The organism is Rahnella laticis (assembly GCF_015644585.1).
Taxonomy (GTDB): Bacteria; Pseudomonadota; Gammaproteobacteria; order Enterobacterales; family Enterobacteriaceae; genus Rahnella; species Rahnella laticis.
On the sequence record NZ_JADOBI010000002.1, the window covers coordinates 419,405 to 441,877 of the forward strand.

The following is a 22,473-nucleotide window of genomic DNA, read 5'->3' on the forward strand; positions in this document are numbered from 1 at the left end:
CCTGCTTATCTGCGCTGGCAGCCATTGATCTGAGCACCTGATTAACTATACTGTATATAAATACAGTATGCTTGCAGGAACCCCACTCATGATGCTTTACAAAATCGCCGCACGGCAGCAAAAAACGGATATCCCGTTGTATTTAAACCCTATTGCAGCGGGTTTCCCCAGCCCGGCGGCGGACTATGTGGAGAAGGGTATCGATCTGGTGGCGCACCTGATTGCGCATCCTTCTTCTACCTATGTGCTTAAAGTCTCCGGCGATTCCATGCGGGACGCGGCGATCATCGATGGCTCAATGTTGCTGGTCGATTTCAGCCTGAAACCGGCTCACAACGATATCGTTGTCGCCAGTCTGGACGGGGAATTCACGGTGAAACGGCTGATGCTCCATCCGTATCCTCATCTGCGGGCTGAAAACCCGGCCTACGCGCCTATTCCGCTGAATGAAGACCGGCAGGTCGAGATTGTCGGCGTTGTCACCACCGTTATCAGCACGATGCACCGCAATGTACGCACTCGCTGATGTGAACTCGTTTTACGCCAGTTGCGAAGTCGCCTGGCGCCCTGACCTGCAAGGCAAACCGGTCGTGGTGTTGTCCAATAATGACGGCTGCGTGATTGCGCTTTCGGCGGAAGCGAAGAAGCTCAAAATTAAAATGGGCGCGCCGTACTTCAAACAAAGGGCGCTTTTTCAGCAGCACAACGTGGTGGTTTTCAGCAGCAATTACGAACTTTACGGCGATATGAGCCACAGGGTGATGGAGACGCTGGGCGCGTTATGTCCGAAAATCGAAATCTACAGCATCGATGAAGCCTTTCTCGATCTCAGCCGGTTGCCGGAAGATCTCGATTTAGAAAGTTTTGGCAAGGAAATCAGGGACACGGTGAAACAACACACGCGGCTGACCATTGGCGTCGGCATTGCGCCGACGAAAACGCTGGCCAAGCTGGCCAATTTCGCGGCAAAAAAATGGACAAAAAGTCAGGGCGTTATCGATCTCTCTGATCCGGTTCGTCAGAAAAAGCTGATGTCGTATGTGCCGGTCGAAGAGGTCTGGGGCGTGGGGCGGCGGATATCGAAAAAACTGAATGACGCCGGGATTAAAACGGCGCTCCAGCTTGCCGAATGCGACCTGTGGTTTATCCGGAAAAATTTTAATGTGGTGATGGAACGCACCGTGCGCGAGCTGCGCGGCGAACCTTGTTTAGGGTTTGACGAATTTGCGCCCGCCAAACAGGAAATTGTTTGTTCGCGGTCTTTCGGCACGCGGGTGACGGCGTATCAGGAAATGCGCGAAGCCATCTGCTTTTACGCCACGCGGGCTTCTGAAAAGCTGCGCGGAGAGCATCAGTTTTGCCGGCAGATTTCCGTCTTTGTCAAAACTAGCCCGTTCGCGGAAGGGGAGATTTACTACGGAAATCTGGCGAGTACCCGGCTGATTACGCCCACTCAGGACACCCGCGACATCATCTTCGCCGCAACAAAATGTCTGGATGATGTCTGGAAAGAAGGGCACAGGTATCAGAAAGCGGGCGTCATGCTGGGGGATTTTTTCAGTCAGGGCGTGTCCCAGTTGCACTTATTTGATGAGCGCGCGCCGCGTGCCAACAGCGATGCACTGATGACGCTTTTTGATGAAATCAATGACAAAGGAAAAGGGACGCTGTGGTTCGCCGGGCAGGGGATCTCACGGGACTGGCAGATGAAGCGCGAGATGTTATCCCCCGCATGGACCACCCGCCTGAGCGATGTGCCGGTGGCGCGTGCGTGACGGCTGCACGAGTCATGCACCGCAAATTACTGAGCGTAAATTCTTGTAATTCATGATTCATACATCTTGTGAATGTTTGAGTGGCCGTTAGAATGGCGGCCTGCTTGCGAGGGAAATGTGAATAAACAACGGCGTTCAGCACTGCTCTATTTTTGCCTGGCCTGTCTGGTCATACTGACATGTATGACACAGCGCATCGCCGGGCTGAATGCGTTGTCCGCAATCGTGCATCAGGACACGGCGGCGGCGCAGGCGTCATCCGCGACCTCTGAAATCGCTAAAATTCCCGCTCCCTGCGAGCTCAGCAGCAAATCGCTGCTTTCCGTTCCTCCTCTCCTCTTAGAATTTGCGTTTCTGGCGCTGAGCCTGCTGCTGGCCTTTTTGTCACGCGGCAATATGGCGGCGATCCGCCTGCTTGTGCCGGAGGCGGTCCCTGTGCCGCGCCTGCGGGTGCATTTGCGGCTCTGTGTCTTCCGGGAATAAAAACACGCCTGTTTTTCATCAGGATGTGACTTTTTATTTTTGGAGAAAATCGATGCGAAATTTATTCAGGGCGGCCGCAGGCTGCTTACTGATGCTCTGGCTGCATACCGGATATGCTGCCGACACCGGCTGGCTGCAAAGCCCGCAAAATACCCACGCGAAAGTGCGCTTACAGGCGCAGCCAGCCCATCTTTCTGAAAAAGAAACCCGGCTGTTGCTTTCTGTCAGCCTCGAAAAGGGCTGGAAAACCTACTGGCGATCGCCGGGCGAGGGCGGCATTTCACCGTCAGTCGAATGGCAAAAACCTGTCAAGGCGCAACAGGCCACATGGTTCTGGCCGACGCCCGCACGTTTTGATGTCGCGGGCATCACCACCCAGGGCTATCACGATGAAGTCACGCTGCCCGTCATCCTCAGCGGTGAAGTGCCGGGCACGATTGCTGGAACGCTGACACTGCCGGTGTGCAGCAACGTGTGCATTCTCACCGACTATCCTTTTAGTCTGGATCTCCGTTCGTCCGGGGATAGCGCGGATTTTGCGCGTCAGTTCGCCGCAGCGATGGGTAAGGTGCCGATTGCTGAAGGTCTGGCGGACAGCGTCACGGCGGGATATCGCCCCGGCGTATTGCAGATCACCGCTCACCGCGAGCAGGGCTGGCAAAATCCGGAGGTCTTTACCGATACGCTGGAAGGCAGTTCTCTGGGTAAACCGGCGGTGAAAGTGGACGGCCAACTGGCGCGGTTCACGCTGCCCGTGACCGACGAATGGGGCGATAAGGCGGCGGATATCACGGGCAAAACGCTGAGTATCGTGTTGTCGGACAACGGTCTGGCGCAGCAAATTCACCTGAAAGTGAACCCGCTTCCAGCCGAAGCGCCGGGCGCTGTCGCACTCTGGCAGGTGGCGCTGATGGCACTGGCTGGCGGTTTCATCCTCAATCTTATGCCCTGCGTTCTGCCGGTGCTGGGCATGAAACTCGGCAGTATTTTGCAGGTGGAACAGCGCAACCGGAAAAGCATTCGCGTGCAGTTTCTGGCGTCATCGGGTGGGATCATCACCTCGTTTCTGGCACTGGCGTTGCTGATGACGCTGCTCCGTTACACCAATCAGACGCTGGGCTGGGGCATCCAGTTTCAGAGCCCGTGGTTTATCGGGCTGATGGTGCTGGTCACGGCCGTATTTACCGCCAATCTGCTGGGGCTGTTTGAAATCAATCTGCCCTCAAAGATGACGACACGTCTGGCGACGCATCAGCGTTCCGGTCTCAGCGGACACTTCGCTGAAGGCGCTTTTGCCACGCTGCTGGCGACGCCCTGTTCCGCGCCGTTTCTCGGCACGGCGGTGGCGTTCGCGCTGGCCGCACCGCTGCCGGTTCTGTGGGGACTGTTCCTGATGCTGGGCATCGGCATGAGTCTGCCGTGGCTGATGATTGCCTTGTGGCCGGGGCTGGCGATGTGTCTGCCGCGGCCCGGTCGCTGGATGTTGCGGCTGCGGCTTTTCCTCGGCGCGCTGATGCTGTCGGCCTGTCTCTGGTTGCTCAGCCTGATGCAAAACCATGTCTCTGCGCTGACGGTCGCCGTGCTGGCGGGTGTGTTGCTGGTGATGCTGTTCGCCTTTTCCCTTCGCCGCTATGGCTTGCGTAATTCGGCGTTAACCGCCGGTGCGGGCGCGTTTCTGGCTGGCGCCGTCATCGTCATGGCCTCGCAGTTTTCCGGCACAGGCGGGAAGCCACTGCACGATGATATTGCCTGGCAACCCTTGTCCGAAGAGGCGATTCAGAGCGCGCTGGCGGCAAAAAAAGTGGTCTTTGTGGATGTGACCGCCGACTGGTGTGTGACCTGTAAAGCCAACAAATACAACGTACTGATGCGCGACGATGTGCAGAAAGCCCTGACGGAAAACGACGTTGTAGCCCTGCGCGGTGACTGGACGTTGCCGTCAAAACCGATCAATGACTTCCTGCAAAAACGCGGCAGCATCGCCGTGCCGTTTAATCAAATTTATGGTCCGCACAAGCCTGCCGGTGAAATCTTATCGCCGTTGCTTACCCGTGACGCCGTATTACAGGGGCAGGAAGATGCCCGTGGAGCCCGATAATGAAAACGTTAATGCTGATTATGATGATGGTGATTTCTCCGGTGGTTCTGGCGATGACGCCGGAAGATACGCTGTTTAACAACCCGGCCTCGCCGTGGTTTGGTGCGAAAAATCCCCGTCTGACCATTGTGTCCTTCACCGATTACAACTGTCCTTACTGCAAACAGTTTGATCCGATGCTGGAAAAGGTCGCGAAAGAAAATCCAGATATCAAAGTGGTGATTAAACTGCTGCCTTTCCGCGGCGCGAGTTCCATTATTGCCGGTCGCGCGGCGATGACGGTCTGGGAGCAGCATCCGGAAAAGTTTCTGGTGGTACATCAGCGGCTGATGTCTAAAAAAGGGCAACATGATGAAGCCAGTGCGCTCGAGGCGCTGAAATATGCCGGACTCGAACCCATTCGCGTGACGCCTGCCAGTTATCTTGAACTGAAAACCAATGTGGAAATCGCCGAGGTATTGGGCATTCAGGGAACGCCTGCGACGATCATTGGCGATCAGCTGATTGCGGGTGCCATCTCCTGGGAGGATTTGCAGAAAGTCGTGAAGGAGCAACTGGCGAAGGCAAAACATGATCAGGCTTAAACGCTGGGCGCGCGAAGGGGCAATTCTCGTCGTGCTGATTTTGGTGGTGATGCTGGGAATGGATTTTCTGCGCGCGCCGCAGGCACCGGCCAGTTTTGGCAGCCAGCCGTTGCAGACCCTCAGCAATCAGTCCGTGACGCTCGGCGAACAAAGTCAGCAGCGCCCGCTGCTGGTCTACTTCTGGGCAACGTGGTGCGGCGTTTGCAAAATGACCACACCTTCAGTTTCCCGGCTGGCAGAAGAAGGGGAGAACGTCCTGACCGTGGCATTGCGCTCAGGAGATAACGCCACGCTGGTGCGTTATCTGAACGGAAAGGGCATTCAGATGCCGGTGGTTAACGACGCCCGCGGCGATTTGTCGGCACAATGGGATATTGGCGTCACCCCGACGTTCGTTATCATTGATAAAGGGCAGGTGATTGCCACCACCACCGGCTGGACCTCTTACTGGGGAATGAAAGCGCGGCTGTGGTGGGCGCAAATCCGCACCTGATTTGCCGTTGCTGCTATCGTCCGAAACACAAGGCCTTCACCGTGGTGAAGGCTTTTTTTTCACTTCATTTTTATTTCGCCCCGGTAGGCGCCGCAACAGCCTCCGTCAGCCACGGCAAAATATCTTTTTTTCTGCTGATCACGCCCGGTAAGCACAGGCCCGAGGTTTGAAGCGGATTGTTGTCAGAGAAATACAGCGTGGAATTGCGTTTAAAAATATCGGTAACGGCGACGACGCCAAAATCAAATCCGCCTTGCGCGGTTTGCCGGGTCAGTTCAGCAATGAGATCCGCCAGCATGTGTTCGACCGACGACACCGATTCCACTTCAATCTGAGAAACCAGAACGGAAAGCGCGTTCAGCCGGTAACTTTTGGCATCGCGCATCAGAAGGCGCGCCGGTGAAAGCCCGCTGATATTGGTTTTGGCGGTGAGCAGCCCTTTTACAAAAACATCGTAATCCAGACCGGAAAGTTCAGCTAAAGCCTGAGCGGCGGCTTTATCCTGCGCGGTGGTGGTGGAAGAGGTCAGGGCTACCGTATCACTCAGTAATGCACCCAGCAAAAGCGTGGCCTGCGACGCTGAAACGGGCATGACACTTTCGAAAGAGAGAATCTGCCAGAGGATCGTCGCACAGCATCCGACAGAGCGGATCCAGACATCCGGCGGGTTTTTGGTCATCACCGTACCGAGCCGGTGATGGTCAATAATACCGATGATATTGCTGCGCAGTAACGATTCCGGCCCCTGTTCTGCATCGGTGAAATCCACCAGCCAGACGTCTTTATCATCCAGCGCACAATCAAGCAACGCAGGTTCACTGACGCCGGCCTGCTGCAAAATAAACGCCGTTTCCGGCGTGATATCGCCCAGACGGAACGGTGTGGCGGGTTTGCCCAGATGGTTAAGCCAGCCGGCGGTGATCAGCGCGCTGCAAATGGTGTCACTGTCCGGGTTGAGATGGCCAAAAACGTAGATCATAACGCCTCACTTCTTGTTTGACGGTTTCAGGGTCCGGTATAAATCCTGAATGCGGGTCATGGTTTTGACCGTGCGGGAGGATGTGGCGGATGCGACCGATAATATCAGCATTTCCAGACAAACCAGCACGGTGCCATGCAGCGGCATCCGGCCATTTTCGCCGCCGCGTGGCACGTTGATCACCAGGGTCGCTTCTTTGGCGAAGAAAGATTCCGTGGCGTGCGTCAGCAGGATGATTGGAATACCGAGACGTTTTGCCTCGCGAACCGTGGTCGTGCCTTCTTTGTGCGCATTTTTTTGCGCCATCATAATCAGCACATCGCCACGTTGCAGGCTGATCAGCTGTTCCGCCAGCGCGACGCCAGAACGGTTAAGCGAAACGGCCGGAATGCCAATGCGGTTGAAAAGCCGCGCGCTGTAATCCGCCAGAATTCCCGAGGCATTAATGCCAAAAAGCCCCACCTGACGCGCGCCAATCAGCAACGCGACGGCTTCAGACATTGCCTGCCGGTTGCCGGGTTCCGAAAGCGTATCGCACGCACGTTTATGGCCATCGAGAACGAAATCGATGCCGGAATTAATATCGCAGGCCAGCTCGCTGACCGTAGTGATCATCTTTTCTTCTGAGTTAATCGCCGTGCCGAGCCACGCTTCCAGCGTTTTTTTCATGTCACGCAAACCGGCAAACCCTAATGCCTGGATTGCGCGGATCACGGTGGCATCCGAGGTTTCCGTTGCGGCAGCAATTTCTAATGCCGTGGATTCCAGAACAGTTTCACGGTTGTCATAGATATATCTCACCACGGCCTGTAAGCGTGGTGAAAGTGCGGGTGCCCGCGCACGATAACGTTCACCAAATACATCAATACGTTTTTTTAACGGAGTGGCGGCCATAGAATGAACCCGATCCCTTTGCTTTAAAAGTGTATGGGTAAGCGTCAGTGCTTCTGAGGAGATTTTTATCTTATCAAATGTAGTGATTTAGCCACTATGAAAACGGTTCAATTCACAAAATTCAGGGCGGAAGACTGCGGGTCTGGTCTGTTTTATTGGTTTTTTATTGCAATAAATTAATGGGTTAAGTGATTATTATCGTCAATTTACTGTGTGAATTTTTTTAACGTTTAATGTAGTAGCGACATGAAATTGTTCATTTACTACTACGTTTTCGCATGTTGGAATGATTATCAATTGCATTGAAGCGGTTTTCTTTTACTCGGAGAACGTGCAGGAAATAACCGATGGGGAAATTGCGGGAATAGTTCCCTGCAAAATCGGGTGATTTCTTAAAATATCCGGAATGAATTTACGGAAATAATAAAATAATAATCATCAGGCTTAATGAAATGAATAATAACAGGACGATTTCTTTTAAACGAAATGGCCATCCGGCAATTTTGGCCGCTATTTATGGTGTTGCGTTGCTGACACCGGGGATCAGTTATTCTGCGTGGGACAGCAATACGCTCACGGTGTCCGGACAGGGAACAGACGGGCAGGGTTACAGCGCCAGCGAGACTTCCGTGGCCAGCAAAACGCCGACTTCGCGGCTCAATGAAGCGCAGTCGGTCAGCGTGGTGACGCAGCAACAGCTGGAGGATTATCAGGTTTCCAGTTTGTCGGACGCGATGCGTTTTGTCAGCGGCGTCACCGAAGGCAATACGCTGGCGGGCACTGAGGACGGGTTTGTCCGCCGGGGATTTGGTTCGAACTCCGACGGTTCGATTTATCGCGACGGCGTGCGCAGCAGTCAGGGGCTGAATTTTGATGCCACCACCGAACGCGTCGAAGTGCTGAAAGGCTCGGCATCGCTGCTGTACGGCATCCAGAATCCGGGCGGCGTGATCAACGTTGTCAGCAAAAAACCACAATACGACTGGCACACCAAAATCAGCGGGCGTTCCTCCAGCGAAGGCGGCGGCGCGGGCACGATTGACGTCACCGGCCCGCTCGGCAACGGTTTTGCATTCCGCCTGATTGCGGAAAAACAAAATCAGGATTACTGGCGCAATTTTGGCAGCGATAAACACACGCTGGTTGCGCCGTCGCTGCAATGGTATGGCGAAAAATCCAGTTTCCTGATCAGCTATTCCGATTACCGCTACGACATTCCTTACGATCGCGGCACGGCATTTATCAACGGCAAACCGATTGATATCAATTACAAAGACCGTCTGGACGACAAAGCAAACCGCGCCTGGGGCCACAATAAAACGCTGAACGCCCATTATGACTGGCAGTTCAGCGATGATTGGAGCACCCGCCTGACGCTCGGCTGGAACCAGCGCCGCTACAACAATGACGAAGTCAGGGTGACGGCGGTCAACACGACCACCGGCGCAGTGACACGTCGCGCCGATGCCAACCGCGGTTTTAACCACAAAACCAAATACGTTTCCTGGGATTTGCTCGGCTCGCAGGACATTCTGGGGATGAATCACGATATCGTGCTGGGCACGGATTATGAGATGAACCAGACCTACCGCGCCCATCAGTACCAGGGCAAGGCGAACAGCAGCTTCAACTACTTTGATCCGCAATACGATATCCTTTCGCCGGTCACCAACAGCACCACGGAAAACACCGCCAACGGCAATAACCTGAACCGCATTCACAGCCGTTCGGTCTATGCCAAAGACAGCATTTCGCTGACGCCGGACTGGATTGCCGTGGTCGGCGGGCGTTATCAGCATTACGAACAGCGCGCGTCGAAAGGCTTTGATCCGGTGGTTCAGACGCTCGACAGCGAAGGCAACAAATTCCTGCCGCAGGCCGGGCTGATTTACAAACTGACGCCGGACGTTTCGCTCTACAGCAGCGTCAGCAAATCCTTTACGCCGTCAACCGACGTGGATGACGACGGCAATGTCGGTAAACCGGAGCAGGGCACCAACTGGGAAGTGGGCAGCAAATGGCAGATTTCCCCGCGCCTGTTTGCCAGCGTGGCGCTTTACCGGATTGACGAACGCGACATGTCTCTCAGCATAAACGGCACAACGCGGGCGATTGATAAAGCGCGTTCCACCGGCGCGGAATTTGAGCTGAACGGCGAAGTGTTGCCGGACTGGGATGTGAGCGCCAATTACAGCTATGACAACGCCGAAATTGTGAATGACGGCGTGAACTCCGCCAATAACGGCAACCGTCTGCAAAATGCGCCACGCCATTCCGGCGCGCTGTATCTGAGCCATAACCTGACGTTCAGCGGCATTCCGGGTGATTTCCGCGTGGGCGGCGGGGCGCGTTATGTTGGCACGCGGGCGGGCGATCCGGAGAACAGTTTCACGATGCCGGACTATGTGGTGGCCGACAGCTTTGTCGCATGGAACAACCAGTTATTCGGCGAGAAAACGCAGCTGAAACTCAATCTGAATAACCTGTTTAATAAACACTATTACACCTCCAGCGGCGGCAATCTGCGCGTGCGTGAAGGCGAAACCCGTAATCTGATGGTACAGGCCAGTGTTGAATTCTGATCGTGACAGTCAAAAGGGCGCGCTGCGCGTGCCCGCATTTTTCAGACCCGTGCTACTCGCGCTGGCGCTGCTGAGTGCCGTGATGAGCGCGGCGGTGCAGGCGCGAACGGTAACGGATATTGACGGGAATCAGGTCGAAATCCCCGATGATCCGCAGCGTATTGTGCTGGGCGAAAGCCGGATGCTGTATACGCTGGCGATGCTCGAAACCGGCGATCCGGTGAAACGCATTGTCGGCTGGCCGCTGGATTTAAAGCGGTACGACAGCCAGACCTGGGCGGTATTTACGCAAAAATTCCCGCAGATGCTGAAAATCCCGGTGCTGGGCGGCGGCGGGCCTGATGAAATGAACCCGGAGAAAGTGCTGGCGCTGAAACCTGACGTGGTGATTTTGCCGAGTCTGGCGCGCTACGACGATGCGGATTTACGGCTGTTGCAGATGCTGAAAGCGGCGCACATTCCGGTGGTAAGAATCGATCTGCGCGTCCATCTGCTGAAAAATACCGCCCGCAGCGTGGAAATTCTCGGTGAAGTGTTTAACCAGACTGAGCGCGCGCAGGCATTCACGCAGTTTTATCGCTCGCATATGCAGGTGATACACGACCGGCTGGCGGCGTACAAGGGCCCGAAACCCACGGTGTTGCTCCAGTTGCATCTGGGGCGTCGTAATGAATGCTGCGTGACGGCGGTGAAAGGCAGCCTCGGCGAATTGCTGACGTTTGCCGGTGGCGACAACATTGCCAGCAAAACCGTCGGCGGCGTATTTGGTCGTCTGAATGAAGAATCCGTGATCATGGCGCAGCCGGAATTTTATATCGCGACCGGGGCGGGCGACGTTAACGACAAAGACGACCTGAAACTTGGTCCGGCCATTTCCCCTGAAATGGTTCAGCAAAGTCTGGCGCAATTAACCGCGCAGCAGAACGGGTTGCGCACGCTGAAAGCCCTGCATAACGGCCACACGGCGGTGATATGGCAGAACTTTTACCTCAGCCCGTGGCACGTTGCGGCCACAGAGTTCATGGCGAAAACGCTGTATCCGGATCTTTTCGCCGACATCGAACCTGAGCAAACCCTCAGACAACTCTTCCACGATTACCTGCCCGTTCCGTACAGCGGAACGTATTTCGGCAAAGGTAAACATTAAAAATGAGATCGGGGGCTTTCAGCTAACGCTGCCTGAAGGCACCAGATTCATTTTAATATTTCTTTTTACAACGTCGATGAAGCCCGCGAAGTGAATATTATTTAAAGAGCTTTTATTGTATGTCATGTAAAATTCGACTGGTTTGAAATCGAAATCTATATCCAGTTTTTTTAAGTTATAGTTTTGGCCAAAATTATCGAAGAACCATTCACTGACAAAGGCCACGGAATCTGTGGCTTCTAATACCGCTGCGTTCACATCAATACAACCGCTGGGAAATATGAATTTTCTGTCGCTAAGGTATTTGCTGTATTCTTTTAATGGCCTTTGTATTCCAACAGTATTGATATTCAGGCGCACAAACGTTTCATTTTGCATTTCCTCTTTACTTAATGTTGTGCCGAGACGGGGGTGCGATTTACTGCATACTGCGACGATACTTTCCTGCATATATAACGTCGTTGTGGTTGAGTTGCCATAATCCGGTGTGGTATCAAAAACAACGTCTGCCTTGCGGTAAGTCAGGATATCCTCGGCAGCGTCGAGTGAAGCATCAGCACTGATGTGAGTAATCTGGTAGGGTAAATTTTTTCTGTATATTTCTGAACATATGCTGGGTAAAATACGCTGAGCCGTATAAGGTGCTGAATAGACGATAAATTTATGCGTTGTTTCAGATTTCGAGGTATTAACCAGGCTGTTAACCAGTCCGTTTAATTCTTTGCTGATTTTTTCATGTAAGCTAATGGCGACGGTTGTTGGGACCAAACTCTGGCCTTTACGAACGAAAAGCGGATCAGAGAAATAGGTGCGCAATCTCTTCAGTGACTGACTGACCGAAGAAGGGCTGGAATCTAATTGTTCTGCTGCGATAGAAACGCTGGAATAGATAAAAATAGTTTCAAAAATAAACAATAAATTAAAGTCAAAGGCGCTTATTTTTTTTATATTTTCAATGATATTATTGTTTTGCATCTTTTATTACTCGCTATTAATAAAATTTTTCCCAAACTATTGCCTTAGTTTAATAGTAAAGATCGCGAATAAACAGAAAAGATTGCGCACACTGAAAGCCCGGCATGATGGGCACACAGCGGTGGTGTGGCAAAACTTTTACCTCACTCAGTGACACGTTGCGGCCACCAAGTTTATGGCGAAAATACTGTATTCGGTTCTTTTCGACGCCATTGAACCCGGGCAAACCCTCAGACAACTCTTCCACGATCACCTGACTGCTCCGTACAGCGGAACGTATTTTGGCAAAGCTAAACACTGAAAGAGAGAAACGAAGCCTTCAGCACACAAAAAAGCCCCGGCTGTTGAGAGGGCCGGGGCTTTGCGGAACGCAAGCATGATTTAAAGTTTTGTTAATTAAAACTTATACTCAGCGCCCAGATACGCATGAACTTCATTGCTCACGTCACTGGCGACAAGTGTATTCACTTTAGCCGTGGCGCTCCAGTTTTTGCTCAGAGTTGCGTTCAACCCGACGCCAAAACTGCCACCGTTCAGGTTCTGCCCGCTGAATTTATAGTCGGATGTCGTGAAGCGCGTATTTTCGGAGAAGCGCCCGACGTACGCCGCTTCCACATAAGGGCGCAACGTCTGGCCGCCTTTCAGGGTGATGTTTTTACCGGCTTTCACGCCGCCACCGGCAAATCCGCCGCTGTATTTCCCGCTGGAAACCTGGCTGTAACCGTCGTTATAAGCATCGGTTTTATCCTGGCTGTATCCTAAAACGGCGTACGGCTGAACCCACCAGTCATTCGCCAGATTAACTTGAGCACCGGCGCGCGCCTGCCATAACCACGATTTACCGTTGTAATCGCCACCGGCGCGGGTATTGCCGTCTTTCCCGGAAGCGGAATAGGTCATGTCGCCGTACGTCGCGATAGTGTCAGCAAACAGGTGCCAGTTTTTTCCGGCCGCCTGATGCTGCGTCCAGCTGCTATACAGGCTGTAATAATTACCGCTGACGTCATTGCTGCCGTTGGCACTGGTAAGATCCAGATCGTTATAGAGGTAACCCAGCCCGGCGCCTATAGTCAGCAGATCGCCGTTCGAAAGTGCCTGTGACGTATCGCCGCCTAACTGGAACCCGGAAATATCGTTGCTGTACTGCGTGGAGCCCGCCGTGCGGTCACCGCCGGAATACATGCCGTCCATCCAGACATTACTGTCGGATTTCTGCGCGCTATTTTCGCCCATATGGCGCGCGTCGAGATGCTGAGTCACGCTGTTGGCAATCAGGTGAATCATGTCATCGCTGGCTAACAGACCCGCCTGCGCGGCTTGTAAATCTGCCGCGACAGTTTCAACCGGTTTCGGCGATGGTGCGGGTTCTGGTGTCGGATCCGGCGTTGGGTCAGGTGTCGGAGTTGGCGTTGGATCGGGTGTTGGATCCGGCGTCGGGTCAGTGCTGAATGCGATACTGTAATAGCCTTTGTCCGTCAGCCCTTGTTTACTGCTCTCGTCGGTGACCTGATAATTAATATGATCCAGCACATAAGAGCCACTGCGCACGTCATTCAGAACAGAATTCGCGCCGACTTTGTTGGTAATCGCGACGTCTTCGCCGTCGTTGAAGAAAAAGTAAGAGGATTTTCCGGTATTCACCAGTGACGGATCGACATAATTAATCGTGGCATTCACCTGGTTAAACCCGGTGATGCGCTGGGAGTTATCGATATCTTCACCACCGATCACACCGCCGTTATTGACGTTCAGCGTTAACGAATCGTCAGCCGCATTATCGCGCGACGTAATATTCCCGCGATACGTAGCGTTGGTGATATTGACCGTAGTGCGGGTCACATCACTGGCGGTATCTCCGGCACTGTCGACATCAATATTGCCGTTCAGCTGCGCGCCATCAATATTGAGCTGCATATCGGATCCCATCAGACCGGCGTTGCCATTGACTACAGTACCGTCGGTCAGGTTAATTACCGCACCGCCTTTATTCATATTCATCGTGCCGATAGCACCGTTAATCTGGCTGTTTGCGATATTCAGTTGTGCTGCACCAGTCGCACCACTTTCGGATGAATAGGTGGTCGCTAAAACCATATATTTCTGGTCGCTACCGCCGGGAATGCCAATCTGGCTGTCGGCAATGTTTATTTTCGCCGTCGCACCGGAAGCGGTACTCGAAATATACATCTGCGCGGCATTTGAGAAACGGGAATGGGTAATATTCAGCGTGCTGTCTTGGGCGGTAGAAATTTGCACCGATGATGAATCATCCGGGGTTATCGAATCGACATTATCGAGTGAGACCGTGGCAGAACCATAAAGTGACTGAATATTAATCTGGTCATCGAACGTACTGTTTTTGATTTCGGTATCAGAGTCTTCATTCTGAACATCAAATATTCCACCGTCAAAATGGCTGTTGTCGACGTACAGTGACAGGTTTGCCCCCGCGTTTAATGACACTTTATTGCTGAAATGCGAGCCGGTAATATTAACGTTACCCGGCCCGTTACCTTGCTGAGAGATTCTCAACGAGTCATATCCGCTCTCCGTTTCAAAATCGCTGTCGGTAATATCGACATCTGCTGCATAGCCTTTGACATTCACGCTTCGTCCCTGTAATTGCAGGTTGTCAGCATTAAATACGGCTGTGCCGCCGCCGGTATCGGCCTGAACAGAGAGACTATATGACGCTGATTCTGAATTATCGGTTATGTGAGCGTCCGTCAGGCTGACGTCAACGTTTCCACCCGTTGAGGCCACATTAATCGTATTGTTGAACGTTGTTCCGTCAGCAGTGAATTGCAGGTTATCGGGACCCGAAAAGTTAATCGAATCATTAATGGTTTCATTACCGTAATTCAGTGGGGGTGTTTGAGCATGTGCACTGTTTGTAATAGCCAGAGAGATTAAAGACGCCAGAACTACTCTTTTCGTATGACATGAATAACTTATTCGTTTTTTCATCGCGTAAACTCTTTTTTCACGAATATATCTTCCGTCTGCTGGCCGCAGATGAATTAAATTCGCTTGGTAGCAGGAATAAAATTGCGCACGACTTCGCCTTTGTTTTCAGGTCAAAGTGGTATTGGCGCCAGAATTAAATCCCTGACTTGCCGGGGATTTCATGGCGCAAGAATATCGACTTTTGCTTTTCATTTCTTGTCCAATTTTGGACTGGAAAAAATGTGCATTGATAAGTTGCGAGTATTACATGGTGTCAATGTATTGATGTGGTAGATATTAATTTTTGATAATTCAGGTCTACATAAGGGACTTTCAGGGAGGTCTTGCGAGTCATAGCAGAGCGCCGAAACAAAAAAGGCCGCTTTCGCGGCCTTACAGTTTTGAATATTACGGATTGATGCAGTTTTAGAATTTAAATTCCGCACCTAAATACGCGTGAACTTCGTTGCTGACGTCGCTTGCAACCAACGTATTCACCTTCGCGGTGGTGCTCCAGTTCTTGCTCAGCTGTGCGTTCAGCCCGGCACCGACGCTGCCGCCGTTGAGGTTCTGGCCGCCGAAGTTGTAATCGGAGGTATTGAATTTCGTGTCCTCAGAGAAACGCCCGACGTAGGAGGTTTCGATATACGGACGCAATACCTGGCCGCCTTTGAGGGTGATGTTTTTACCCGCTTTCACGCCCGCACCGGCAAAACCTGCGCTGAATTTACCGTCTGCGACGTGGCTGTAGCCATCGTTATACGCATCAGTTTCCGTCTGGCTGTAACCGAGAACGGTGTAAGGCTGAACCCACCAGTCCTGCGCCAGATTGATCTGCGCACCGACGCGCGCCTGCCATAACCAGGAGTTACCGTCATAATCGCCACCGGCTTTCAGCGTGCCGTCTTTACCGGACGCTGAATAGCTCATGTCGCCGTAAGTCGCGGTGGTGTCTGCGAACAGATGCCAGTTCTGGCCTTCGGCCTGATGCTGCGTCCAGCCCGCGTACAGGCTGTAATAATTACCGTCGATGTCGTTACTGCCGTCGCTGCTGGTCACATCCAGATCGTTGTGCAGATAACCGAGGCCGGCACCGATGGAAAGGGTGTCGCCGTTAGCCAGCGCCCAGGAGGTGTCCGCGCCCAACTGGAAGCCGGAAATATCGTTGCTGTATTCGGTAGTGCCCGCCGTGCGGTCGCCGCCGGAATAAATGCCGTCCATCCAGACATTGCTGTCCGCAGTTTGCGCACTGTTTTCACCCATATGGCGGGCGTCCAGATGCTGGGTGATGCTGCCTGCGATGCGGTGGATCATATCGTCACTGGCTAACAGACCGGCCTGCGCAGCCTGTAAGTCAGCGGCAATATTTTTGACCGGTGTTACCGGGTTAACGGGATCAACAGGGTTTACCGGATCGACAGGATTTACCGGATCGACAGGATTAACCGGGTCTACCGGATTAACAGGGTCAACCGGATCTACAGGATTGACAGGATCAACCGGTAATGGCGGCAACGGAGGTTTAAGCGGCGTCGGTGGCATTTCATTCGCGGTAAATGCGATGCTGTAGTAGCCTTTTTCCGCTAAATTCTGTGCGGCGCTTTCATCCGTGATTTTATAGGCCATACGGTCAAGCACATAGGAACCGGTGCGCACCGTGTCCGCAATATAACGGCCATCAATAGAGTTTGCTATTGTCACTTGCTCGCCGTCATTGAAGAAGAAATAAGACGCTTTGCCGGTATTAACCAGCGACGGATCAACATAATTGACGTTGAAATTCACAGAATCGTAATTGGTTATTTTCTGAGGCGCGCCGATCGATTCCCCGCCAATTATGCCGCCGTTATTAACATTTACCGTTAAAGCATCGGACGCTATATTACTTGTCGATGTAATATTTCCGCGATAGATAGCGTTGGATACATTAATTGTTGTGTCAGATTTTTTTCCCGCGCTATCCGAGGTGTTACCGGTTGAAATATTCCCATTGACATCTGATTTATCTAGGTTTAACAATATCACAGAACCATTAAGATTTATATTCCCATTGATGGTTGTATTGTTTTTGAGATTAACACTGGTATTGCCCGCGCCTTTTACAATCAGGGACGCTGTTGTATAATTATCAATATCAACAATGCTGTCTGTACTGGAAAAAACTGATATATCCTGCGTTGAACCTTTAGGTTGTTGCGTATCTGTATTCTTGAGGTTCAGCGTTGTAGCTCCGGCGCTCATCAATGAAATTGCACCGGTTATATTGCTGTCTGTTACATCAGTAAAGATATCATTGTTCCTTTCGACTCCATCCCGGGACATATTAGTCGTCCCTTGAATTTTAGCTAGCTGGCTATTATCAACTGATAGATAATAACTCGAGGTATTCAGCATCAAAGTTTCGCTAAAGTTCGAATCAGATATATTAATATTTGCCCTTGCCGTTGCAACCGCGTCTTGAAGTACGAATAGAGAAATGCCGGTTTTTTTATCAATTACGGTATTTTTTATCACTAAATTTAATTCATCCACTGATTGAATAAATAGTGAATTGCTATTTATTGGGGCTGGTTTTGTATTTGTAAAGTGGCTATCCGATATCAGTATGTTTGCATTGTCGCCAATATCCATATTTTTTAAAGCAACTGAGGAGTTAAAAATACTGTTTTTAGCGGTGAAATTGTAACTTTCGCGGCTGGTTAAATATATTTCATCCGTTACGTTTTGATTGCTGTAATCATAATCTACAGCCTGCGCGCTATTTGCACTTGCTGCCGATATCAATGAGGCTAGCAACAATTTTTTTGTTGAGCATCTGTAAATTTTTTTTGTTTTCATTCCTAAAATCCTTCCTTGTTGAATATATTTCGCATTATTCCTGTTGCCATCTTAAACTTGACGGCAGAGATAATACTGATGTTTGAATTTAATCTCAGGGGGAGTGAAATTCGATGGAAGGAGAATATCTATTTTTTATTGGCTATACTCGTCCACTTTTGGACAGTACTGAAGAATATTCCTTTTTTCTAAATTTGATAACCAATGCTGAATAACGATATGTATAGTGCAAAAAACATTTTTTTAAAAAAAAATTTATCAAAATTAACCCATCCGGCAAGCCGGGATCAGATGGGGTGAGCATTTTTTGCAGAATCGGGTGCGGGAAGGCTTTTAATTATCTGAATTAACTTACCATTCTCGATGATGATATATCCCTCTTCACGCAGGGTTGCAATAATCTTCATGATTCCGCTTCGTGCAAGATTACTGCGCGTGAGTACGAATTTAGATACGCCTGTTTTCAGCCTCTCCTCTGGCTTTAATTTCGCCAGTTCTTCAAGTAAGCCGCAAACAATGTGCAGTGACGTTCTGTTAATCAGCAAATTATTGCGGTTAGCCTGGTAATCATTGAGATAGGTTTGATAGGTAAGAACGTGCGGGAAAACACGGTGTTTAACCGCGAGTTTCAGCGCTTTTTCACGGGGTAACAGGCTGATTTTAGACTCTTTAGTGGGTAAGATTTTGAACAGCGTGTACTGAAAACGTGACCCTTGTAACCCCAAAATAAAGGGTGCCCGGGCGGTGGCAAGCAGCACCATATCCGAACGGTGGTAGATGTTCACTTCACCTTCAGTGACAAGCGCCACCGTCAGCAGGTTATTTTCATATAAATTTAAGCTGCCATCGCCTCTTCTTTTTTCCAGCAGAGGTGTCGCATATGGGAGAAATAGGGAAACAAGCTCTTCCAGTGCTGCCAGCGGTTTTTCCATTGGAAGCTGCACTGGGGGGGAATCAGAGGTAATCGTCATGGTAACTCCGGTTGCGTCCATTCTTAATTAATAATCCAAAAGATTAAGTGTTCTATTTATGTTGGCGGACATTATTCAAACAAAACTGACCAGAGGCAAGGAGAGGAGACGTCCAAAACTAGACACTGAAATAGCGATATAAGAAGTCCCCCCTATTAGCAGGTGATAATACAGAGGTCCTCAGCGCGGTTGGATATTAGTGAAGCGTCATTCTTTTAAGAAAATGACGGAAACTGGCCTGGCTGGACAAACCCATTCCAAAAGCCTTCATGATGCCTGATGTTCGCCGTTTGCTCTTTTTCTTGCGTGAATGTATCCATATATTCCACAATGCGTGCTAAGCAAACCCGCCAACATTTTCAGATTCCGGAACATTACGAAATGCGCAAAACAGATCATCTGGGTGGTATCACGGCGTTTGTCACGACGGCGCAGTGCGGGAGTTTTACCGCGGCGGCGGAACGGCTGGGGCTGACGAAATCGGCGGTGGCGAAAAGCGTCGGGCGGCTGGAAGCGCGGCTCGGGCTGCAACTTTTTCAGCGTTCGACGCGGCGGCTCAGCCTGACGCCGGACGGTGAGCGTTATCTGCAAAGCAGCCAGAACGCGATTGAAATTCTGGAACAGGCCGAGGCGGAACTGATGTCGCATACCGCAAAACCCTCCGGCCGGTTGCGGGTAGATTTACCGGCGGCGTTCGGGCGGCAGCGGATCATGCCGCATCTGCTGGCAGTTATCCGGCAATATCCTGAACTGGAAATGACGATTACGTTCAGCGAGCGGTTTATCGATCCGATTGAAGAGGGTATCGATCTGGTGGTGCGTATCGGGGAACTGACCGACAGCAGCGGGCTGATAGCGCGCCGTCTGACCACGCAAAAGCTGGTGATCTGCGCCGCGCCGGATTATCTCGCGCAATATGGCGAACCGCATGAACCTGAAGAACTCAGCCAGCATCGCTGCGTGGTGGGCGTGCGGCGCAATCAGCCAAAATTCTGGATCCTGCGCAACGCGCGCGGCGACGTGAGCCGCTATACGCCGCCCGCGACGTACGAATTTGCCGACGGCGACGCCATGCTGGCAGGCGTGCTGGCCGGTTGCGGGCTTTCGCAATTGCCGCTGTGGCTGGTAGGGAAATATCTGGCAAGCGGGGAGCTGAAAGAGGTGCTGACAGGGCATTCCGGGGGAGAAATGCCTGTCAGCGCGTTGTGGCCTAAAAGCCGTCAGCTGTTACCGAAAATCCGCTTTGTGGTGGATACGCTGATCAAAGCCGCGGAAGACGGCCAGCTCGACTGATGCGGCTTATGCTTTTTCGTCATAGAACGGGTAATCGGTGTAGCCTTTTTCGTTGCCGCCGTAAAACGTGGCGCGATCCGGCTCCGTCAGCGGCCAGTTATTTGCCATCCGTTCGACCAGATCCGGGTTGGAAATAAACGGTCGGCCAAAGGCAATCAGGTCAGCGCGGTCTGCCTGCAACCAGGCCTCCGCACGGTCTTTCTCAAAACTGCCTGCGATGATCAGTGTGCCGGAATAGGCTTTGCGGAATGAATCCGTGAATCCTTGCGGAATCGCCTGCGCGCCGAGGCTTTGCTGGTCGCTCAGATGCACAAAGGCCAGCGAACGCGTGCTGAGTTCTGCGGCCAGCGTTAACCAGGTTTCCGCTTCACCTTCAAATTCATGCATATCAAAAAGACGACCAAACGGCGCGAGGCGGATCCCGGTTTTACCGGCACCAATGGCCTCCGCCACGGCGTCCGTCACTTCCAGCACAAAGCGCAGGCGGTTGGCAATTTCCGCGCCGCCGTATTCATCTTCACGGGTATTTAAGCCGCCGTTGATGAACTGCTCCGCCAGATAGCCGTTGGCCGCGTGGATTTCCACCCCGTCGAACCCGGCGCGGATGGCGTTTTTCGCGGCAGTCACGTAATCCTGCACCACGCCGCGGATTTCCTCTTTGGATAACGCGCGCGGCATGGAAACGGCGACCGGGCCATATTTGCCTTCGTCGTTAATCCCGAAGCAGGTGGCGTTTTCTGCCCTGACCGCTACCGAACTCACCGGCGCTTCACCTTTATTTTGCAGGCTGGTGTGCGAAACGCGGCCCACGTGCCAGAGCTGGATAAAGATTTTGCCGTTTTTGTCATGCACCGCTTTTGTTGTCAGCGCCCAGCCTCTGACCTGCGCTTCGTTATAAATCCCCGGCGTGAAGGCGTAACCCTGGCCCTGAACGGAAATCTGCGAACCTTCAGAAACGATCAGCCCGGCAGAGGCGCGCTGCTGATAATAGCGGGCGGTCAGTTCGTCCGCCGTGTCGCCTTTATCCGCACGCGAACGGGTCATCGGTGCCATCACCACGCGGTTGGATAATGTGATATCCCCCAGTTTGTACGGCGTAAATAATTTCTCCATGGTTCTCTCCTTTCACTGAATGTTGTTAGAAAAATGCGGAATTAATTCTGTTTCGCGTGTTCGTTTCTGTGGGTCTGGCAGGCAAGGTCACCGGCGTCCACGCGCTGTTTGATGTAAATACTGAGCCACGCGGCGGCGGCGAAAATGATGCTGCTCAGCACCACTGAACGCGTACCGAATTCGGCGATAAACCAGCCGCCCGCCAGTGAACCGACGGTGATGCCCAGATTTGAAAATGACATGTACAGGCTGTTGGCGAATTCCGGCGCCTGGCTGGCTTCGCGCATCAGCCACGTCTGGCTGACCACCAGCCCGGAAGAGTGGAATGCGCCCCAGAAAATCATCAGTGCCCACATGGCAAGCAGGGAGTCACCGGCCAGCCAGACGAGGATGAAAATCAGCGCGTACAGCACCGGATACAGATGTGTCGTTTTGTTGGCGTTTTTTTGCAGGAAGCTGCTGAACACAAAGTTCCCGGCGAACCCGCAGACACCAAAGACGATGAGCATCGCCGTGATCATATTGCTGTTGAGGTGCGTGACGCGTGACAGGTAATCCGCCACGTAGCTGAAACTCGAGAACATCGCGGCGAAAATCATCGTGACCGTGACGATCGTCAGCCATAGCTTGCCGTTACGCAGCACGCTCACCTGGCTGGCGAAGGACACTTTGGCCGTGGCAGGCATCGAAGGGACGAAGAAGAGGATCCCGAAGAACGCGAGGGCGCAGGACATCGCCGCAAAGTAGAACGCACCGGCCAGCGATAAATGTTCCGCAATCAGCGAACTTAACGGCACGCCGAGCACCAGCCCGATCGCCACACCGGCAAACACTTTCGCCGCCGCACCGGCACTTTTTTCTTTCGGCACGGCCTGCGTGGCAACCACCAGCGCGACCGCAAAGAATACCGCGTGCGTGAGTGCCGGAAGAATGCGGAAGACCAGCATCATATTGAAGACGTCGGTAGTGGCGTAAATCAGGTTGGAAACCACGAACACAAAGAGAATCGAAAGCAGCACGGTTTTTTTGTTAAACCCTGACAGCAAAAGCGTAATGAAGGGGCCGGTGACGGCGACGATCACGGCGTAAATGCTGACCAGAAAACCAACCTGTGTGGCGGTGACGTGGAGCTGTTCGATGAGTTTCGGCAACAATCCGATGATGCCAATTTCCGTGGTAATGACGCTGAAAACTGCGACGGAAAGTGTCAGCAGCAGGAGTGAATTTTTATTTTGCATTGAAAGCCTTGTGGAACCGAATGTGCAGATGAAAAGTTGAACCTGATCATCCGGCAGTTCGTAT

Annotated in this window: 17 protein-coding genes; 9 read left to right on the forward strand and 8 right to left on the reverse strand. The window is 52.1% G+C overall.

Annotated features, from left to right (window positions below):
• The first annotated feature begins 88 nt into the window (after positions 1-88).
• The 6 genes from umuD to IV433_RS05200 all read left to right on the forward strand — a co-directional run bounded on the left by umuD (position 89) and on the right by IV433_RS05200 (position 5,433).
• Positions 89-526, forward strand: coding sequence for a translesion error-prone DNA polymerase V autoproteolytic subunit (gene umuD, locus IV433_RS05175; protein ID WP_195813306.1), 438 nt, complete (start codon positions 89-91; stop codon positions 524-526).
• The gene (umuC, locus tag IV433_RS05180; RefSeq protein ID WP_195813307.1) at positions 510-1,775 is read left to right on the forward strand and encodes a translesion error-prone DNA polymerase V subunit UmuC; all 1,266 of its coding nucleotides are present in this window, start codon (positions 510-512) and stop codon (positions 1,773-1,775) included. The genes umuD and umuC overlap by 17 nt, the downstream gene beginning before the upstream one ends.
• Positions 1,776-1,892: 117 nt before the next feature.
• Positions 1,893-2,258: a copper resistance protein gene (locus IV433_RS05185; RefSeq protein WP_195813308.1), complete on the forward strand. Its 366-nt coding sequence runs from the start codon at positions 1,893-1,895 to the stop codon at positions 2,256-2,258.
• A 52-nt stretch (positions 2,259-2,310) separates the two neighbouring features.
• On the forward strand, positions 2,311-4,356 hold the full coding sequence (locus tag IV433_RS05190) for a protein-disulfide reductase DsbD family protein (protein WP_195813309.1): 2,046 nt from the start codon (positions 2,311-2,313) through the stop codon (positions 4,354-4,356).
• Positions 4,356-4,940 (forward strand): DsbA family protein, encoded by a 585-nt coding sequence (locus IV433_RS05195; protein ID WP_195813310.1) that lies wholly within the window; start codon positions 4,356-4,358, stop codon positions 4,938-4,940. The genes IV433_RS05190 and IV433_RS05195 overlap by 1 nt, the downstream gene beginning before the upstream one ends.
• Positions 4,927-5,433 (forward strand): protein disulfide oxidoreductase, encoded by a 507-nt coding sequence (locus IV433_RS05200; protein WP_195813311.1) that lies wholly within the window; start codon positions 4,927-4,929, stop codon positions 5,431-5,433. The genes IV433_RS05195 and IV433_RS05200 overlap by 14 nt, the downstream gene beginning before the upstream one ends.
• A gap of 70 nt (positions 5,434-5,503) precedes the next feature.
• Here IV433_RS05200 and IV433_RS05205 read toward each other — a convergent pair whose 3' ends face one another.
• A complete protein-coding gene (locus IV433_RS05205; protein ID WP_195813312.1) occupies positions 5,504-6,412 on the reverse strand; it encodes a manganese-dependent inorganic pyrophosphatase in 909 nt (302 codons plus the stop codon).
• A gap of 6 nt (positions 6,413-6,418) precedes the next feature.
• Complete coding sequence (locus tag IV433_RS05210; protein ID WP_152323820.1) at positions 6,419-7,306, reverse strand: MurR/RpiR family transcriptional regulator; 888 nt, start codon at positions 7,304-7,306, stop codon at positions 6,419-6,421.
• Between the two features lie 452 nt (positions 7,307-7,758).
• On the opposite strand from IV433_RS05210, the gene IV433_RS05215 reads away from it, so the two are divergent.
• Together IV433_RS05215 and IV433_RS05220 are read left to right on the forward strand one after the other, a co-directional pair.
• The gene (locus IV433_RS05215) at positions 7,759-9,888 is read left to right on the forward strand and encodes a TonB-dependent siderophore receptor (RefSeq protein ID WP_195813313.1); all 2,130 of its coding nucleotides are present in this window, start codon (positions 7,759-7,761) and stop codon (positions 9,886-9,888) included.
• Between the two features lie 82 nt (positions 9,889-9,970).
• Complete coding sequence (locus IV433_RS05220; RefSeq protein ID WP_195813528.1) at positions 9,971-11,035, forward strand: ABC transporter substrate-binding protein; 1,065 nt, start codon at positions 9,971-9,973, stop codon at positions 11,033-11,035.
• Between the two features lie 18 nt (positions 11,036-11,053).
• Here the strand turns inward: IV433_RS05220 and IV433_RS05225 are convergent, their stop codons facing one another.
• The 4 genes from IV433_RS05225 to IV433_RS05240 all read right to left on the reverse strand — a co-directional run bounded on the left by IV433_RS05225 (position 11,054) and on the right by IV433_RS05240 (position 18,765).
• On the reverse strand, positions 11,054-12,010 hold the full coding sequence (locus IV433_RS05225; protein WP_195813314.1) for a LysR family transcriptional regulator: 957 nt from the start codon (positions 12,008-12,010) through the stop codon (positions 11,054-11,056).
• 396 nt (positions 12,011-12,406) lie between these two features.
• Positions 12,407-14,617: an autotransporter outer membrane beta-barrel domain-containing protein gene (locus IV433_RS05230; protein ID WP_195813315.1), complete on the reverse strand. Its 2,211-nt coding sequence runs from the start codon at positions 14,615-14,617 to the stop codon at positions 12,407-12,409.
• Positions 14,618-15,382: 765 nt separating this feature from the next.
• Positions 15,383-16,741: an autotransporter outer membrane beta-barrel domain-containing protein gene (locus IV433_RS05235; protein WP_195813316.1), complete on the reverse strand. Its 1,359-nt coding sequence runs from the start codon at positions 16,739-16,741 to the stop codon at positions 15,383-15,385.
• A gap of 1,340 nt (positions 16,742-18,081) precedes the next feature.
• Positions 18,082-18,765, reverse strand: a complete 684-nt coding sequence (locus IV433_RS05240) for a helix-turn-helix domain-containing protein (protein WP_195813317.1) — start codon at positions 18,763-18,765, stop codon at positions 18,082-18,084.
• Between the two features lie 381 nt (positions 18,766-19,146).
• On the opposite strand from IV433_RS05240, the gene IV433_RS05245 reads away from it, so the two are divergent.
• Positions 19,147-20,058, forward strand: coding sequence for a LysR family transcriptional regulator (locus tag IV433_RS05245; RefSeq protein ID WP_195813318.1), 912 nt, complete (start codon positions 19,147-19,149; stop codon positions 20,056-20,058).
• A 6-nt stretch (positions 20,059-20,064) separates the two neighbouring features.
• Here IV433_RS05245 and IV433_RS05250 read toward each other — a convergent pair whose 3' ends face one another.
• Both IV433_RS05250 and IV433_RS05255 read right to left on the reverse strand, forming a co-directional pair.
• Positions 20,065-21,171 (reverse strand): alkene reductase, encoded by a 1,107-nt coding sequence (locus IV433_RS05250; protein ID WP_195813319.1) that lies wholly within the window; start codon positions 21,169-21,171, stop codon positions 20,065-20,067.
• 41 nt (positions 21,172-21,212) lie between these two features.
• Positions 21,213-22,409: an MFS transporter gene (locus IV433_RS05255; RefSeq protein WP_195813320.1), complete on the reverse strand. Its 1,197-nt coding sequence runs from the start codon at positions 22,407-22,409 to the stop codon at positions 21,213-21,215.
• Positions 22,410-22,473 lie beyond the last annotated feature (64 nt).

What these genes read in the sequence shown, in the direction of transcription:
- IV433_RS05240 (WP_195813317.1), bottom strand. Translation starts at nt 18,765, where the DNA reads ATGACGATTACCTCTGATTCCCCCCCAGTGCAGCTTCCAATGGAAAAA.
- IV433_RS05220 (WP_195813528.1), top strand. Translation starts at nt 9,971, where the DNA reads ATGAGCGCGGCGGTGCAGGCGCGAACGGTAACGGATATTGACGGGAAT.
- IV433_RS05250 (WP_195813319.1), bottom strand. Translation starts at nt 21,171, where the DNA reads ATGGAGAAATTATTTACGCCGTACAAACTGGGGGATATCACATTATCC.
- IV433_RS05245 (WP_195813318.1), top strand. Translation starts at nt 19,147, where the DNA reads ATGCGCAAAACAGATCATCTGGGTGGTATCACGGCGTTTGTCACGACG.
- IV433_RS05215 (WP_195813313.1), top strand. Translation starts at nt 7,759, where the DNA reads ATGAATAATAACAGGACGATTTCTTTTAAACGAAATGGCCATCCGGCA.
- umuD (WP_195813306.1), top strand. Translation starts at nt 89, where the DNA reads ATGATGCTTTACAAAATCGCCGCACGGCAGCAAAAAACGGATATCCCG.
- IV433_RS05210 (WP_152323820.1), bottom strand. Translation starts at nt 7,306, where the DNA reads ATGGCCGCCACTCCGTTAAAAAAACGTATTGATGTATTTGGTGAACGT.
- IV433_RS05195 (WP_195813310.1), top strand. Translation starts at nt 4,356, where the DNA reads ATGAAAACGTTAATGCTGATTATGATGATGGTGATTTCTCCGGTGGTT.
- umuC (WP_195813307.1), top strand. Translation starts at nt 510, where the DNA reads ATGTACGCACTCGCTGATGTGAACTCGTTTTACGCCAGTTGCGAAGTC.
- IV433_RS05190 (WP_195813309.1), top strand. Translation starts at nt 2,311, where the DNA reads ATGCGAAATTTATTCAGGGCGGCCGCAGGCTGCTTACTGATGCTCTGG.
- IV433_RS05225 (WP_195813314.1), bottom strand. Translation starts at nt 12,010, where the DNA reads ATGCAAAACAATAATATCATTGAAAATATAAAAAAAATAAGCGCCTTT.
- IV433_RS05205 (WP_195813312.1), bottom strand. Translation starts at nt 6,412, where the DNA reads ATGATCTACGTTTTTGGCCATCTCAACCCGGACAGTGACACCATTTGC.
- IV433_RS05200 (WP_195813311.1), top strand. Translation starts at nt 4,927, where the DNA reads ATGATCAGGCTTAAACGCTGGGCGCGCGAAGGGGCAATTCTCGTCGTG.
- IV433_RS05255 (WP_195813320.1), bottom strand. Translation starts at nt 22,409, where the DNA reads ATGCAAAATAAAAATTCACTCCTGCTGCTGACACTTTCCGTCGCAGTT.